This is a genomic window from Microcoleus sp. B3-D2 (assembly GCF_036705345.1).
In the GTDB taxonomy this organism is placed as follows: Bacteria; Cyanobacteriota; Cyanobacteriia; order Cyanobacteriales; family Microcoleaceae; genus Microcoleus.
Genome location: NZ_JAUBUG010000020.1, coordinates 17,139 through 31,665, shown reverse-complemented (window position 1 = coordinate 31,665; position 14,527 = coordinate 17,139). Strand labels below are relative to the sequence as shown.

The window sequence follows — 14,527 nt, the reverse complement described above, 5'->3', positions numbered from 1 at the left end:
TTTTAAAAAATATTCATAAATCCCATATAAATGCTGTAGTCAACCTCGCAAATAAATAAAAATATCAGGGTAAAAAAAGATGGCAATTTTACACGGCAGTTGGCTACTTGACAATGACAAAAGTTGCTTATTTATTTGGGGAGAAACGTGGCGAAAATTTGGGGCGATTGACACCACAGCGGGGATAAATCTACAGCATCCCTTAGCAATGACCGAAGCTGAATTTAAGACTTTCCTAAATTCATTGCAGCAGTCGGGAAAACTGGATTGGCAATTACCGGAAACCGCAGAAACTCCACCGGAAAAAAGCAAAAAAACTCGGCGGTCGCCCAAAAGTCAAAACGCAGAACTTACCGCCCCAAACTCCTCAATTAAAAGGGAAATTCTGGCGCTCGCACTTCCCACCCAAATCTCAGAATCGAACGCAAATCTGATGCCGCAGCACTCAGCAGCAGCACTTGAGGAACCGGCAAAAACCGAGGAAATTTACCTTTATCCCTGGCAAGTCGAGGGTTTTTGTCTCAACCCTCAAGCAGCTTTTGTTTTCTTGCAATCACTACCGCTTAACAGCACGGAACCCGACTCTTTTGTCGGCTCAGATTTGCGTTTTTGGTCTCATATTGCTAGGTGGAGTTTGGATTTGTTGGCAAGATGCAAATTTTTGCCTGGATTGGAGAAACAGTCCGACGGTTCTGCTATTGCCAAATGGCAACCCCTGTTAGATAGTTCTACAGATACACTCCGCCTCGCCACTTTTGTCAAGCAAATGCCGACGGCTTGCAGAACATATCAATCGAAGGAAGAAGGAAGTTCGGCAACGGATTCTGTAACGGATGTAACGGATGTAACGGATGTCAGTCCGATGTCCGTCGGAAGAAGGAAGAAGGAAGAAGGAAGAGGGGAAAAGGAAGAAGAATCCAGTCAATTGCCTTTAGCGGTGGATTTGCCGATGGGGGCGGAGGAATTGGTGTTAGGCTTTTTGAGTAGTATTGTAGATAGTCAAGTGCGATCCTCTTCGAGGGCTGCGCTAACGGCTGGTAGCTCTACTTTAGAGATCAAAACAGTTTCTCCTGTGCGCGACTGGCTGCAAGCTTTGCAGCAGGAATCTGGGATAGTTCAAGTAGAAACAACAGCATTGGAAAACTTAGCAACCAAGCTGAGTGCTTGGACTGCACCGCTGCAAAATCAATTATCTCAACAAAGTCAATTTCGCACTTGCTTTCAACTCATCCCACCAGCGCCCGGTAAAGCCAACTGGAATTTAAATTATTGCTTGCAAGCAGCAGATGAAACCGACTTTTTGGTGGACGCGACAACTGTTTGGAACAACTCTGTCGAGCGTTTGGCTTATGCGGGGCGGACAATAGAATTGCCTCAAGAAACTTTGCTTAGCGGCTTGGGTTTAGCCTCGAAACTTTATCCGTTAATTGAACCGAGTTTGCAAGCACAGCGGCCTCAATCTTGCCAATTAAATCCGCTGCAAGCATACGAGTTTATTAAGTCTGTAGCTTGGCGGTTTGCTGATAGCGGGTTGGGCGTAGTTTTGCCGCCTAGTTTGACAAAGACGGATGGTTGGGCGAGCCGTTTGGGTTTGAGCATTCAAGCGGAAACTCCGAAAGTGACTCCGGCGAAAGGCGGGTTGGGATTGCAAAGTCTGCTAAATTTTAAGTGGGAATTGACGATCGGCGGACAGCGCATTTCTAAGGCAGAATTTGACAGATTGACCGCGTTGAATTCGCCTTTGGTGGAAATTAACGGCGAGTGGGTGGAGTTGCGCGCGCCGGATGTGAAAGCGGCTCAAACTTTTTTTGCCAGTCGCAAAGAGCAAATGACTCTTTCTTTGGAGGATGCTTTGCGTTTGGCGTCGGGCGATACTCAGATGATCGAAAAATTGCCTGTGGTGAATTTTGAGGCTACGGGTCAACTTCAGGAATTGTTGAATACTTTGAGCGATAATCAAGCGGTAAGTGCGATCGCAACTCCGGCTAGTTTCCGAGGACAATTGCGACCTTATCAAGCCCTAGGAGCAGGCTGGTTAGCATTCTTAGAACGCTGGGGTTTGGGTGCTTGTCTCGCGGACGATATGGGGCTTGGTAAGACCATCGAGCTAATTGCTTTCCTCGTGCACTTACAAGAACAAGATTCTCTAGAAGCGCCAACATTACTGGTTTGTCCGACATCAGTATTGGGCAATTGGGAGCGCGAAGTCAAGAAATTTGGCCCGACGCTAAAAGTGTTAGTTCACCACGGAGACAAGCGCGCTAAAGGCAAAGCCTTTCCGGCTGAAATTAAAGGAAAGGATTTAATAATTACCAGTTACGCCTTGGTGTTTCGCGATGCGAAGGAATTTCAAGGCATTAAATGGCAAGGATTGGTTTTAGATGAAGCGCAAAATATTAAAAATTCCGAGGCTAAGCAGTCGCAAGCGGTGCGACAAATCGAGGCATCTTTTAGAATTGCGCTGACAGGAACTCCGGTGGAAAATAGACTGCAAGAATTGTGGTCAATTTTAGAATTTCTGAATCCTGGCTATTTGGGACCGCGCAATTTCTTTCAGCGCCGATTTGCAATTCCGATCGAGAAATACGGAGATAGGGAATCTTTGCAGACTTTGCGATCGCTCGTTCGGCCTTTCATCCTCCGCCGCCTGAAAACTGACAAAGAAATCATCCAAGATTTGCCCGAAAAACAGGAGATGACTGTATTTTGCGGGCTGGCGGCTCAACAGGCGGTATTATATCAGAAAATAGTCGAAGAGTCAATAGCGGAATTAGAATCAGCAGAAGGCATTCAGCGCCGGGGAATGATTCTGGCCTTGCTGGTAAAACTCAAGCAGCTTTGCAACCATCCGGCTCTTGTGAAAGCAGAAGCTAAGCCGAAAGAATTGGAGATTAAGAGTCAGGAATCGGGCAAATTGCAGCGGTTGGTGGAAATGTTAGAAGAGGTGCTCGCGGAGGGCGATCGGGCTTTAATTTTTACTCAATTTGCCGAATGGGGAAAACTCCTGAAACCGCATCTAGAACAACATTTAGGGCGAGAAGTTTTGTTCTTGTACGGAGGAATTCGGCAACAGCAGCGGGAAGAAATGATCGATCGCTTCCAGCACGACCCCCAAGGCCCGCCGATTATGATTTTATCCTTAAAAGCAGGCGGTACAGGCCTGAACTTAACCAGAGCCACCCACGTTTTTCACTATGACAGATGGTGGAATCCCGCAGTAGAAAATCAGGCAACTGACCGCGTATTTCGTATCGGTCAAACTCGCAACGTGCAAGTGCATAAATTTGTCTGCACTGGCACGTTAGAGGAGAAAATACACGATATGATCGAAAGCAAAAAAGCTCTAGCCGAACAAGTTGTCAGCGCCGGCGAAAACTGGCTCACCGAGCTAGATACAGACCAACTTCGGAATTTACTAATCCTCGATCGCAATGCTATCATAGAAACGGAAGAAGAATAATGTGCTTAATTTTCTTCGGTTTCGAGTGAGGACTTTAGTTCTCAACCATCAGAGGAATTACGCACTCTGACCACAGAAACCGGGTTTTCTACCAGGATTAAAGGTTATAGTCCTGTTTTTTCGTAAAAAACCCGGTTTCTGACTCTCGCGACGATAACTAAAGCTTTCTTCCTCCTTCCTTCTCTCGCGACTATAACTAAAGCTTTCTTCCTTCTTCCTCCTTCCTTCCCTCGCGACAATAACTAAAGCTTTCTTCCTTCTTCCTTCTTCCTTCTTCCTTCTTCCTTCTTCCTTCGGCTTATGATTGACAGAGAATGGTGGACACAACAGTGGTTAGATTTAATCAATACCTACCGCTTCAAAAAGCGCTTAGAACGTGGCTGGCAGTACGCGCGCGAAGGTAAAGTTCTTAGCATTAAATTTCCCAATCAAGAAGTAATTGCCATAGTTCAAGGAACCGATCCAAAACCCTATCAAGTTTCTTTAGGACTGGATACATTGACTGATGAAGATTGGGATTATGTGATTGAAAATATGTCGCAAAGAGCAGTTTTTTCAGCTAAACTCTTAGCAGGAGAAATGCCGCACAATATTGAAGATGTATTTGCAGCAGCAGGCAAAACGCTATTTCCGTTAAGCTTATCTGATATTCGATCGCGCTGTAGCTGTCCTGACCCCAAAAACCCTTGCAAACACATCAGTGCAGTATACTACTTATTGGGCGATCGCTTCAGCGAAGACCCCTTCGTACTCTTTCAATTGCGGGGGAGAACCAAAGAGCAAATATTGACAGCACTTCGTCAAAGACGAGGTACGCAAGGAGAGGAAAATTCCCAACTCAACTCCGGCGAAAATGCCCCCACTGCGAATTCTAAATTGCCGAAGGTCGATCGCTTTTGGGAATACAATCAGCAGCTAGAATCATCTTTAGTAGTTATTGTACCGCCGCCCAGCAGCGAGACAGTATTAGATATCTTAGGTCCAATTCCCCTCGCAACCGACGGAAAAGGAACCGCTAGCAAATCCTCGCCCGCATCTGACGCACTCAAGCAGCATTTTAGCAAAATCTACCAAGCAGTTAGCCAGCAAGCCGTTTTAGCAGCCCTGAAACGGGGCGAAGGAGATTAACCTAATTTACTCGCAGAGATGATACGAGGGACTCTGGCTGTTAACAAATCAGGCTTTCATACCCCTTTTATTCTTTAGTCCCTCTCTCCTGGAACGAGAGTTTGTGTTGGATAGATTTCAACCGACGAGTCTTACTTTTTGCAATTTCAGTTTACACTTCCCACAAATTACTTATAATCTCTATCAACTCCTGGGGGCGTTTAATCAAAAAATCGGGATTGTGTGCAGCCAAAGCCTCCTGAGAATTAAAACCCCAAGCTACAGCAATTACCTTAATCCCTGTTTTTCGAGCAGCTTCTATATCTCTAATCTCATCTCCCACATAAACAACTTGTTTAGAATTTATATGTTCTCTTGTTAGCCAGCTATTAATAACTTTATGTTTCCCAAAAGTTGAACCCGAGTAAATAAATGTGAAAGTGTCTTGCAAACCATTTGTTTCCAGCGATGCCAAGACATTTTCTCGGGAATTAGATGTGATAATGCCCAGTTGAAATCCCTGTTTTTTTAGATCAAGTAAAACTTCTTTAATTCCCGGAAATAATTGAATATTGGGAATTTCGCTGCGTAACTCTGCTTTCAACATTCTAATCAACAGCGGGAATTTGAAGATAGAAATGCCCGAATACTGAAGGAGTTGCCAAGAAGTTAAATTGCTCAGTTGAGCGATTTGCTCTTTGGTCGCCGATTTAAAACCTAATTCTACTGACAAACGGTTAGTGATGCTCAGAAGAATATCGATTGTATCTGCTAAAGTACCGTCAAAATCAAAAATAATTACTTTGGTCATTGGACAATAGCAAATAAGGAACGGGGGAGCATAAAATTTTAGATTTTAGATTTTAGATTTTAGATGGGAAATGATTTACTGCATAATGTATTCACTCTTGGCGAGCCGTACATAGCCTAAGGTTATTATCTATAGGGTAAGGTGCCCCCTAAGCACCCTGACGAACATCTCAACTTTTAAGGGTTAATTTGATTGGCTTTGGCATTTCGCCGCAGCATTTCGGGTTTAATGCGCCGCAGCGCCGAAGCGGTAAATCTGCGGTTCCATTCCTCGTCGGAAATGTCCGCTAATTCTGCAAGTGTCGGCGCTATATTTTCAGGATAAGGCTCAAACTCTGCAACATCAGTTGGTTTAGCAAATCGCTGATTCCAAGGACAAACATCCTGACAAATATCACAACCTGCTACCCAACCTTGTAAATTAGATGCAATTTCGTCGGGCAATTTTTCGGCTCGATTCTCGATCGTGTGATAAGCTATACATCGATCGGCATTCACCACAAAAGGCTCAGTAATTGCCCCCGTCGGACACGCCTCAATGCAGCGAGTACAAGTACCGCAATGTTCCGTATGGGGTTCATCGGGCGCTAACTCCAAATTAGTCAAGATTTCGCCCAAAAACACCCAAGAACCGTATTCGCGCGAAATTACATTACCATTTTTGGCAATCCAGCCAATCCCTGCACGCTGTGCCCACATTTTATCTTGAATAGGCCCGGTATCAGCATAATACCGCGCTTCAATTCCCTCGCCTTGCGATCGCACCCAATTTGCCAAAACCTTCAGTTTTTTGTGCAGGATTTTGTGATAATCCCTTCCCCAGCCGTAGCGAGAGATTTTAGCATATTCGACTCCGGGCTCGACCCTCCCCTCCAAAGGGGGATTCGGGGGGCGTTGGTGAGGCGTGTAGTAGTTGATGGCGACACATATTAAGGACTGCACCTCTGGCATCACCAATTGAATATCCTGCCGCTTTGGGTTGGCCATCCATGCCATATCCGCCTGATAACCCTTGTCCAGCCAAGCCTGCAATCGTTGTTTTTCTAGATCGAAATCCGCGTCTTTTGAGGCTATCCCGACTTTGTGAAATCCCAACTCAAGGGCTTTTTGCTTCACCAAAATGCTGCTACTTGCCGCTTTCATTTGATACCAGGTAAATATTTACCTTTTGTATTGACTATTTTGATTTTATATGATATGTAAAGCAATTTTTAACGATCGGTTTCCTAAATAAACTAATTCCGCGCACAATCTAGTGACGGCGATCGCAATTTACCAAACCATTCATCATAATTTTATAAGTCAGCTATATGTAATTTATATTTGCAATTTTTAACAAAACGTTACATAATTTAATCAAGGGAGCTTGACGTTTCCTAACTCCAGTAGCTCGCTACAACCACAAATCCCACAGCATACACATGGCAGTTAGTATTCAATCAGCTCAATCTATTTTCTCCAACATGGAGATTGCTAGCGCTGTTCCGGCTACCACCGAAGCATTTTACAAACTCAGCGTTGAAGACCAACTAGCCTTGCTCTGGTATGCCTACACCGAAATGGGTATTTCCATCACCCCAGCAGCTCCCGGAGTAGCCAGCATGGCGCTTGTTGAAGGCATACTGAGCGAAATCAAGCAAATGTCGCCGGCTGCTCAAAGCAAAACCATGTTTGACCTAGCCAGCAACGCCGACACAACGATCGGCCGGATTTACACTTCCTTGCGCGTCAACACCAAACTCGGTTTCTGGTACGAGTTGGGACAGTTGATGAAACAGGGCCTTGTCGCTCCGATCCCCGCTGGCTATCAAATGTCTCCCGAAGCCACCACAGTTCTAGAAACCATCAAGAAACTAGATCCCAGTCAGCAAATTACCGTACTTCGCAACACCGTAGTTAACATGGGCTATGACCCTGCTTTTAGCCAAGAGTACGGCAAACGCTCAGCCCCCCGCAGCACTCCCACCGCTCCAGAAGAGCGGGTGAAAACCAAAATTGAGGGTATCAGCGAGCAGACTGTCCTCAACTACATCGACTACATGAACGCCTTCGACTTCACCCCAGCCATCGGTTTATTTGCTGAAGAAGGCGCCCTGCAACCACCTTTCCAGAAGCCGATCGTCGGTCGCGAAGCTATCCTCAACTATATGCGGGAAGAGTGCATCGGACTGAAAATGATGCCCCAGCAAGGCGTATCGGAACCCGCAGAAGATGGCTACCGCCAAGTGAAAGTCACCGGCAAAGTCGAAACTCCCTGGTTCGGCGCGAATGTGGGAATGAACATCGCGTGGCGGTTTTTGTTAGATCCCCAAGGTCAAATTTTCTTTGTGGCGATCGACTTGTTGGCATCTCCTAAGGAATTGCTCAATTTGATCCGCCAATAGAATCTTCTTGTTGGCTCTGTTAAACAGGCTTGCCCAGAAACCCAGATGCCATTAGGTGTCTGGGTTTCTATCATTTTAGATTTTAGATTTTAAATTTTATCTTCAAGAATTGAAGGATGGAAAATGACTGATGGTATCAGGGTTTGCAGCTTGGCTACACTTGTATTTTTTGACAGTAGTATTGATTTTGGTCGATCGCTTTGAAAGCTGCGCTCGACGCTCTCCGGTTCCCGGTTCCTCCTTTTTTCGGAGAATTATTTTCCTACCCCTACTTATATCTTTTGAGGGATTTGCTGCGACAAAGAGAATGATTACAGTATACTCATTCATTTGAAATCACTTGTTTTATGACCGCAACAACTCGACCTATTTTAACTAGCTCTATAAAGATTCCAGGCATCACAATGCCAGGGATACTGCAATATTTTGAAACTTTAAACGCGGGCGATTTTGAAGCGACGGCTAATTTATTTGCCGATGATGGGGTTCTGCACGCGCCGTTTGAAGAGCCAATTATTGGCAGCATCTCGATCGCCACTTATCTCAAAAAAGAAGCACGAGGAATGCAGCTCGAACCCCAGCAAGGTGTCAGCCAAATTTTAGAAGATGGCAAGGTAGAAGTTCAGGTCAGCGGCCGGGTGCAAACTCCCGCATTTGGTGTTAATGTCGGATGGCTGTTCTTGCTCAATTCTGACCAAAAACTCCTTTCTGTCACCGTCAAACTGTTAGCTTCTCCCCAAGAGTTGCTAAATCTGCGGTCACATAAGAAATAAGATGTTTGATAAGGTGTTTCACATTTAAATTGCCTATAGCAATCCTAAATCAGTTGTAAAAATATGTAGGGGTAGTGCCCCCGTGCCTACCCCAGCCTGCATCGGGGCAACCACGGGGGGTTTGCCCCTACAAGAATTACACAAATCATTTAGGATTGCTATATTTGGGTTTGACCTGTCGATCGCACGTAATAGCTAAAATCGTGCGATCGACAGGTTAATCGGCTTTTTCTGGCAAGAATGAGGCAGAAACCGGGTTTTTATGCAAATCTTTGGTGAAGTGCCACTCACGGTATAAAAATCCCGTTTCTTCGGTATTTGTGCGATCGGGACTGTATTCCTACAATCTTACAGTCTCGCGTTGGGCCGACGATACGGAACGACAAAGTGGCTGTCACCGCAGCGTGCGACAGACAGCCAAAGCGAGTCAAAAAGTGCATTGCCAATCACTAATCACTCATGACTAATGACTAAGCACTAATTAAGATTTTTCCGGCAAACTCGCTTCCAACTTTAGACAGTTGCGACCGTCTATTTGCAAAGTGTAGTCCACCCGATCCATAAGTCTGCTCATAATCAGCCAGCCGTAGCCGCTTTCCTGTTTAGCTTCCGGCCTCGGGGGATTGTAAGTATCCATTTCGTAACCTTTACCGTAATCCCAAATTTCTAAACCAATATCCCTATTTTTTAAATTCAAACGAATTAACACGGGCAAATTGGGTTGATCTTTGTGAGCATGGCGGATCACGTTAGAATAGGCTTCTGCTAACACCAAGCGCAAACGATTCGACTGACGTGGCCAATCGACGTGCTCTCCTAGCTCTACTTCCAAACTGCTCAGCAACCAATTTTCAACAATTGTTAAAAATCGCAAGTCGCTTGGCACATGAAGCTCAGTATTCATAAAAAAATCCCGTAAGTTTGAAAACCCTGTGTCTTCACACCAGGTATGAAACACGACGCGCCGAATGGATTCGGCCTCAATACTTGTCGCTACTCGGGGGATAACAGCCTTTTCTGTTTAAAAATTAGGCATTCATGATTCGGTAGAAGGCAGAGGTTAAGAGTATATTTGAAAACTTTAGTTATGGGCCTAAAGCCCATTAACAATTGATAATTATACCGAGACTGCAAGCAGCGAGGTATAAAAAATCTGTGTTTCAATCCTTGGCTTTTAAGCGTTGGTTTTTTCTCACGAATGCCTTCTACGTTAACCTTTTACAGGTGTTTAATCCCCCAGGAAAGCGATTCAGGAAACTAGCTGCGCCATCGCCGGCTAGGTTTTTTACTGTTGACGATAACGCCGTCCTTTGCAGGACTACTCTGTGGGCCGTCAACCAGCAGGGCTTAAGTTTTTTCGGCTCTCACCCCCGACTATGCGCCGGGAGTCGCTGACAGATTCAAAGAACCTCCAGAGAGAGTATGGTTTGGTCGTCTTCCTGAACGGGATTGTCGGCTCGGATGTGAGCCAACAAATTGTCCAAGTTGAAAGAACCAGGTTCCTGAATCAAGAGTTGCCAAAGCCCTTCTTGTTGTAGCATAGAACGGGTTGGTACACCCCCTGCGACCGCTTCAGTGGTCACGCTTGCTTCAGTAATTCCGTCACTCGTCAGCAGAAATACATCTCCTGACTTTAATTCGATCGTACCTGCTTTGCCTCTCCAAACTGGTAGTATCCCCAAAGGAATGCCACGAGCTTTCAGGAAATTCGGCTCGGCTGGCGTTTTACCGCTAGCTGCTTGAGCTTTCACCTCCGAGTGAGACCAAACAATCGGGTAAATGTGACCGGCATTAGCAAACGCGAGGTGTCCCGTTGACGGAGTGTAACGAGCTACAACCATTGTAATAAAATGGTTGTTCCCGATCAGGTCGTCAGACATACTGCTATTCATGTTCTGCATAACTTGAGCGGGCTCTGGAGAAACTTCTTGGGAAAGTTCCCGCCGCATCACCGAAATCGCGCTCGCCATAAATAGAGCAGCCGGAACTCCCTTACCCGAAACATCTCCCACCGCTATCCAAATATCCCCTTGGGAGTGGACGTAAACTTCAAAAAAGTCGCCCCCAACTTCCCGCGCGGGATAACAGCAAGCTTGCACCCTGACAGTTTCAAAATCCGGCCAACTTTGGCGCAACAAGTTTGTTTGGATTTGGCGAGCCACTTCCAACTCGTTTTGCATCTGCTTGGCTAAATCCAGAGTGCGCTGGTAGAGCTTAGCTTGAGACAGGGCGAGAGCAGCTTGAGCTGCTACACCTTCTATTAACTCTATATCTTCTGCCGACCAAGGGTTAGTGCCGCCAATCTGGGACAAAGCCAGTACCGCCAGCAATTCTTGCTGGTAAGTCAGGGGCACGGCAATCTCAACCGAGCTACCATGCCCCCCACTGTTAGAGTTCACTTGAGTTTGGCGGGTGGCTACAGCTTGAACCAGCAAATTTTCATCAAAAGAAAAGGTACTGGCATCGTCGGTGTGGGCTTGGTAGGGGAAGGTACTCGGCAATAGTCGATCGCTCTCTACCGGCCGCAGCATACAATAGTTGGCTTCAAAAGTTTGACCTACGGTTTGAACAATAGTTTGTACCATACTAGAGTAATCTAGCGACCCGCGAATGACGCTCATTACCTCATTGAAAAGAGATTCCTTGCGTAAAGCGCGGCGCAATGCAACGCTGCGCTGCTTGTAGTATTTGTAAGTTTCTGAGGCTTGATTGATCACCAATTTGAGTTCTTCTGGATTCCACGGTTTGGTGATGTATTTGAAAACTTGACCTGAGTTGATGGCCTCAACCAAATCTTCAACATCGGTGTATCCCGTTAGCAGAATCCGAATCGTATCGGGAAATCGCTCGACTGTTTTCCCCAAAAACTCGGTGCCATTCATTTCTGGCATCCGCTGGTCAGATATAATCACCGCCATCTCGCCCTGTTCGTCTAGAACTTCCAGGGCGCTGAGCGCGCTATCTGCTTTGTAAACCTGAAAGTCGCGTCGAAACGTCCGGTACAATAAATCCAAGTTGTCGGGTTCGTCATCGACTACCATCAGTTTCAGCTTGCTTCCATCTCCCCGACTCATCTTTCTTCCCCCTTGAAAACCCCCACCATAGCTGTAATCAGCAAGGTGGCGGGAGGAAAAGGGGGGCTGGATATATGCAACATATCAGTTACGTCAAGTTGAGTTAAAGAAACCCGTTTTACCTCAAGGTGAGCATTCCTTTCGCACCATCTGTTCGCACAACAGATGAGAGGCTTTCGATACTGTAACCCGCCTCGGTAGGCCGCTTCAATAGGGAAAATTCCCGAGTCAGCTTTCACGCTGTGATACGAGCAATGACCTTGTTAGCAGTCGGTACTTTTCTAAACACACCAGCATTCAAAACGGCTAATTAATGCTCTGATTGCAGAGTTCTTAACTAGCTGGGCACTGTCCTCGGTGTGAATTTTAACACTTACTACTAACGCAGGTATGGCTACCTAAGTCTGGTCAACACCGGCTGTATTTCAGACCGCACTGTACCCGGAGGGTTAGTGGTGGGTTGTTGGCGCTATTCCCTACATCTTTGCCGAATCGCACTTGATTGCTGCATTCAAGTCCCCCTAATCTCTGAACTTTTTGCAGCAAGCATATTACTACGACTGCGGAATCAAGTTAATCTTTCTGCCAGTCTGAGCTTAGCAGAACGAGAGCGGGGATTTCTAGCTACTTCTTCGGATTGTGGCCCGATCGGCTTTTTTGTCAGTACCTGCAAATTGGGTGTTCCTCTGAGTTGGTGCTTGACTGGTCGGTCTTCCAGACTGTGAAATGTAATGATTCCGATTCTCCCACCTGGTTTTAACCACCCAGGCGCTTGGTGGAGGAAAGTTTCTAAAGAAGCGAGTTCAGAGTTGACAGCTATCCTTAAAGCTTGGAAGGTGCGGGTGGCCGGATGAATTCTGCCGTTGCGCTGCTTGGGGGGGAAGCTGGAGGCGATCGCCCCTGCAAGTTCTGTTGTAGTTTGAAAAGGACGCCCTTGCACAATCCGCCTCGCGATGCGCCGCGACAGCCGCTCCTCGCCGTACTTGTAAATAATATCTGCTAGTTTAACTTCTTCCCAGTGGTTGATAATCTCTTCTGCCGTCAAAGATTGCTGCTGGTTCATACGCATATCTAGTTGAGCTGGGTGGCGAAAACTAAATCCTCGTTCCGGTGTATCGAACTGAGCAGAGCTGACGCCCAAGTCTGCTATGATACCATCAAATTCGGCTTCTGAGGACTGATATTCAGCAAAGTTGCCGTGCCAAAACTCAACGGGCGAGTTGGCAAATCTGGCTTGGCAAAAACGGATGGCTTGTTCATCGCGGTCGATCGCCACCACTGTAACATCTGGCGCCGCAGCTAAAATCAAACTCGTGTGTCCGCCGCCCCCAAGCGTCGCGTCCAAATAGCGGCCGCCTGGACGCACAGCCAAACCCGCAATTAATTCTTGACCCAAAACAGGAACGTGATAGGTGTCAATACTGACATCCGATCCAGGGGTATCCTTCTCACAGAGCTCGATATCCTTCATAATCTATAACAGCCAAACAAAAATCAACAATAGCCAGTAATCATTAATTCATTTAATTATGTCAAGAATTGAGACTAGAACCGAACCGATGGTGCTCAACATGGGGCCGCACCACCCTTCCATGCACGGGGTACTCCGGTTAATTGTCACCCTGGACGGGGAAGATGTGGTGGACTGCGAGCCAGTTTTGGGCTATCTGCACCGGGGGATGGAAAAAATTGCCGAAAATCGCACCAACGTGATGTACGTGCCCTACGTGAGCCGCTGGGACTATGCCGAGGGGATGTTTAACGAAGCGGTGACAGTCAATGCACCGGAAAAGTTGGCGAATATTGCTGTCCCCAGACGGGCGAGTTACATTCGCGTAATCATGCTGGAGTTGAACCGGATTGCTAACCATTTGTTGTGGTTGGGGCCGTTTTTGGCGGACGTGGGGGCGCAAACTCCTTTTTTCTATACTATGCGCGATCGCGAGATGATTTTAGACTTGTGGGAAGCAGCCACAGGTTATCGCATGGTGAACAATAACTATTTCCGCATCGGCGGAGTTGCGGCAGATTTGCCCTACGGTTGGGTAGATAAGTGCCAAGATTACTGCGATTATTTCGTTCCCAAAATTGACGAGTACGAACGTTTAATTACCAACAACCCAATCTTCCGCCGCCGGATTGAAGGCCTGGGTACTATTTCTCGCGAAGAAGCGATTAACTGGGGACTTTCCGGCCCGATGTTGCGCGCTTCCGGCGTTAAGTGGGATTTGCGGAAAGTTGACCATTACGAATGTTACGACGACTTCGACTGGGAAGTTTGTACCGAAGCTGCTGGCGATTGTTTGGCCCGGTATGTGGTGCGGATTCGGGAGATGCGCGAGTCGGTTAAGATTATCTATCAAGCCTTGAAAGGACTCCCCGGTGGCTCTTACGAGAATTTGGAAGCCAAGCGCTTAGAAAGCGGGCCAAAATCTGAATGGAATGGTTTTGACTATCAGTTTATTGGCAAAAAAGTTGCGCCGACTTTTAAGATTCCCAAGGGCGAACATTATGTCCGCGTTGAAAGCGGCAAGGGTGAGTTGGGGATTTATATTATCGGGGATGATACTGTGTTTCCCTGGCGCTGGAAGATTCGGACTGCGGATTTTAATAATTTGCAGATTTTGCCTCACATTGTGCGCGGTGTGAAGATTGCGGATTTGGTGGCAATTTTGGGTAGTATCGACATTATTATGGGCTCGGTTGACAGGTAGATTTTGTCGGTTTTTATTTGAGAATTTAACCCGGTTTTTTTCTGGAACCGGGTTGATTTTTTTTGAACCGCAGATAAACGCGGATAGATATCGATTAATTTTGCTGTTAACGTCGCTACCATGTACCTTATTTCTCTCTTCTCTCTTCCTCTGTGCCCTCTGCGCCCTCTGCGGTTAATAAAAAAAATCTATTCTTCACAAATGA

10 protein-coding genes are annotated in these 14,527 nt (G+C 46.4%); 5 read left to right on the top strand and 5 right to left on the bottom strand.

What is annotated here, in order from left to right:
• Positions 1-79: 79 nt before the first annotated feature.
• A complete protein-coding gene (locus QUB14_RS10270; RefSeq protein ID WP_333216758.1) occupies positions 80-3,460 on the top strand; it encodes a DEAD/DEAH box helicase in 3,381 nt (1,126 codons plus the stop codon).
• Positions 3,461-3,760: 300 nt separating this feature from the next.
• Complete coding sequence (locus QUB14_RS10265) at positions 3,761-4,588, top strand: SWIM zinc finger family protein (RefSeq protein WP_333216756.1); 828 nt, start codon at positions 3,761-3,763, stop codon at positions 4,586-4,588.
• 151 nt (positions 4,589-4,739) lie between these two features.
• Here QUB14_RS10265 and QUB14_RS10260 read toward each other — a convergent pair whose 3' ends face one another.
• Together QUB14_RS10260 and queG are read right to left on the bottom strand one after the other, a co-directional pair.
• The gene (locus tag QUB14_RS10260) at positions 4,740-5,378 is read right to left on the bottom strand and encodes an HAD-IA family hydrolase (RefSeq protein WP_333216754.1); all 639 of its coding nucleotides are present in this window, start codon (positions 5,376-5,378) and stop codon (positions 4,740-4,742) included.
• Between the two features lie 176 nt (positions 5,379-5,554).
• Positions 5,555-6,520 (bottom strand): tRNA epoxyqueuosine(34) reductase QueG, encoded by a 966-nt coding sequence (gene queG / locus QUB14_RS10255; RefSeq protein WP_333216751.1) that lies wholly within the window; start codon positions 6,518-6,520, stop codon positions 5,555-5,557.
• A gap of 278 nt (positions 6,521-6,798) precedes the next feature.
• On the opposite strand from queG, the gene QUB14_RS10250 reads away from it, so the two are divergent.
• Both QUB14_RS10250 and QUB14_RS10245 read left to right on the top strand, forming a co-directional pair.
• Positions 6,799-7,761: an orange carotenoid protein N-terminal domain-containing protein gene (locus QUB14_RS10250; RefSeq protein WP_190661835.1), complete on the top strand. Its 963-nt coding sequence runs from the start codon at positions 6,799-6,801 to the stop codon at positions 7,759-7,761.
• Positions 7,762-8,108: 347 nt separating this feature from the next.
• Complete coding sequence (locus QUB14_RS10245) at positions 8,109-8,534, top strand: nuclear transport factor 2 family protein (RefSeq protein WP_333216749.1); 426 nt, start codon at positions 8,109-8,111, stop codon at positions 8,532-8,534.
• Positions 8,535-9,015: 481 nt separating this feature from the next.
• On the opposite strand, the gene QUB14_RS10240 is transcribed toward QUB14_RS10245, so the two are convergent.
• The 3 genes from QUB14_RS10240 to rsmH form a co-directional block, all read right to left on the bottom strand.
• Positions 9,016-9,438 (bottom strand): ATP-binding protein, encoded by a 423-nt coding sequence (locus QUB14_RS10240; RefSeq protein WP_006633914.1) that lies wholly within the window; start codon positions 9,436-9,438, stop codon positions 9,016-9,018.
• A gap of 496 nt (positions 9,439-9,934) precedes the next feature.
• Positions 9,935-11,608 carry a SpoIIE family protein phosphatase gene (locus QUB14_RS10235; protein ID WP_333216746.1) on the bottom strand — a complete coding sequence of 558 codons (1,674 nt, stop codon included), beginning with the start codon at positions 11,606-11,608 and terminating at the stop codon, positions 9,935-9,937.
• A 568-nt stretch (positions 11,609-12,176) separates the two neighbouring features.
• Positions 12,177-13,079 (bottom strand): 16S rRNA (cytosine(1402)-N(4))-methyltransferase RsmH, encoded by a 903-nt coding sequence (gene rsmH, locus QUB14_RS10230; protein ID WP_333216744.1) that lies wholly within the window; start codon positions 13,077-13,079, stop codon positions 12,177-12,179.
• A 58-nt stretch (positions 13,080-13,137) separates the two neighbouring features.
• Between rsmH and QUB14_RS10225 the strand changes: the two genes are divergently transcribed.
• The gene (locus QUB14_RS10225) at positions 13,138-14,322 is read left to right on the top strand and encodes an NAD(P)H-quinone oxidoreductase subunit H (RefSeq protein ID WP_006633911.1); all 1,185 of its coding nucleotides are present in this window, start codon (positions 13,138-13,140) and stop codon (positions 14,320-14,322) included.
• The last annotated feature ends 205 nt before the right edge of the window (positions 14,323-14,527 follow it).

Coding starts and splice junctions, on each gene's coding strand:
- QUB14_RS10270 (WP_333216758.1), top strand. CDS start 80: ATGGCAATTTTACACGGCAGTTGGCTACTTGACAATGACAAAAGTTGC.
- QUB14_RS10265 (WP_333216756.1), top strand. CDS start 3,761: ATGATTGACAGAGAATGGTGGACACAACAGTGGTTAGATTTAATCAAT.
- QUB14_RS10260 (WP_333216754.1), bottom strand. CDS start 5,378: ATGACCAAAGTAATTATTTTTGATTTTGACGGTACTTTAGCAGATACA.
- queG (WP_333216751.1), bottom strand. CDS start 6,520: ATGAAAGCGGCAAGTAGCAGCATTTTGGTGAAGCAAAAAGCCCTTGAG.
- QUB14_RS10250 (WP_190661835.1), top strand. CDS start 6,799: ATGGCAGTTAGTATTCAATCAGCTCAATCTATTTTCTCCAACATGGAG.
- QUB14_RS10245 (WP_333216749.1), top strand. CDS start 8,109: ATGACCGCAACAACTCGACCTATTTTAACTAGCTCTATAAAGATTCCA.
- QUB14_RS10240 (WP_006633914.1), bottom strand. CDS start 9,438: ATGAATACTGAGCTTCATGTGCCAAGCGACTTGCGATTTTTAACAATT.
- QUB14_RS10235 (WP_333216746.1), bottom strand. CDS start 11,608: ATGAGTCGGGGAGATGGAAGCAAGCTGAAACTGATGGTAGTCGATGAC.
- rsmH (WP_333216744.1), bottom strand. CDS start 13,079: ATGAAGGATATCGAGCTCTGTGAGAAGGATACCCCTGGATCGGATGTC.
- QUB14_RS10225 (WP_006633911.1), top strand. CDS start 13,138: ATGTCAAGAATTGAGACTAGAACCGAACCGATGGTGCTCAACATGGGG.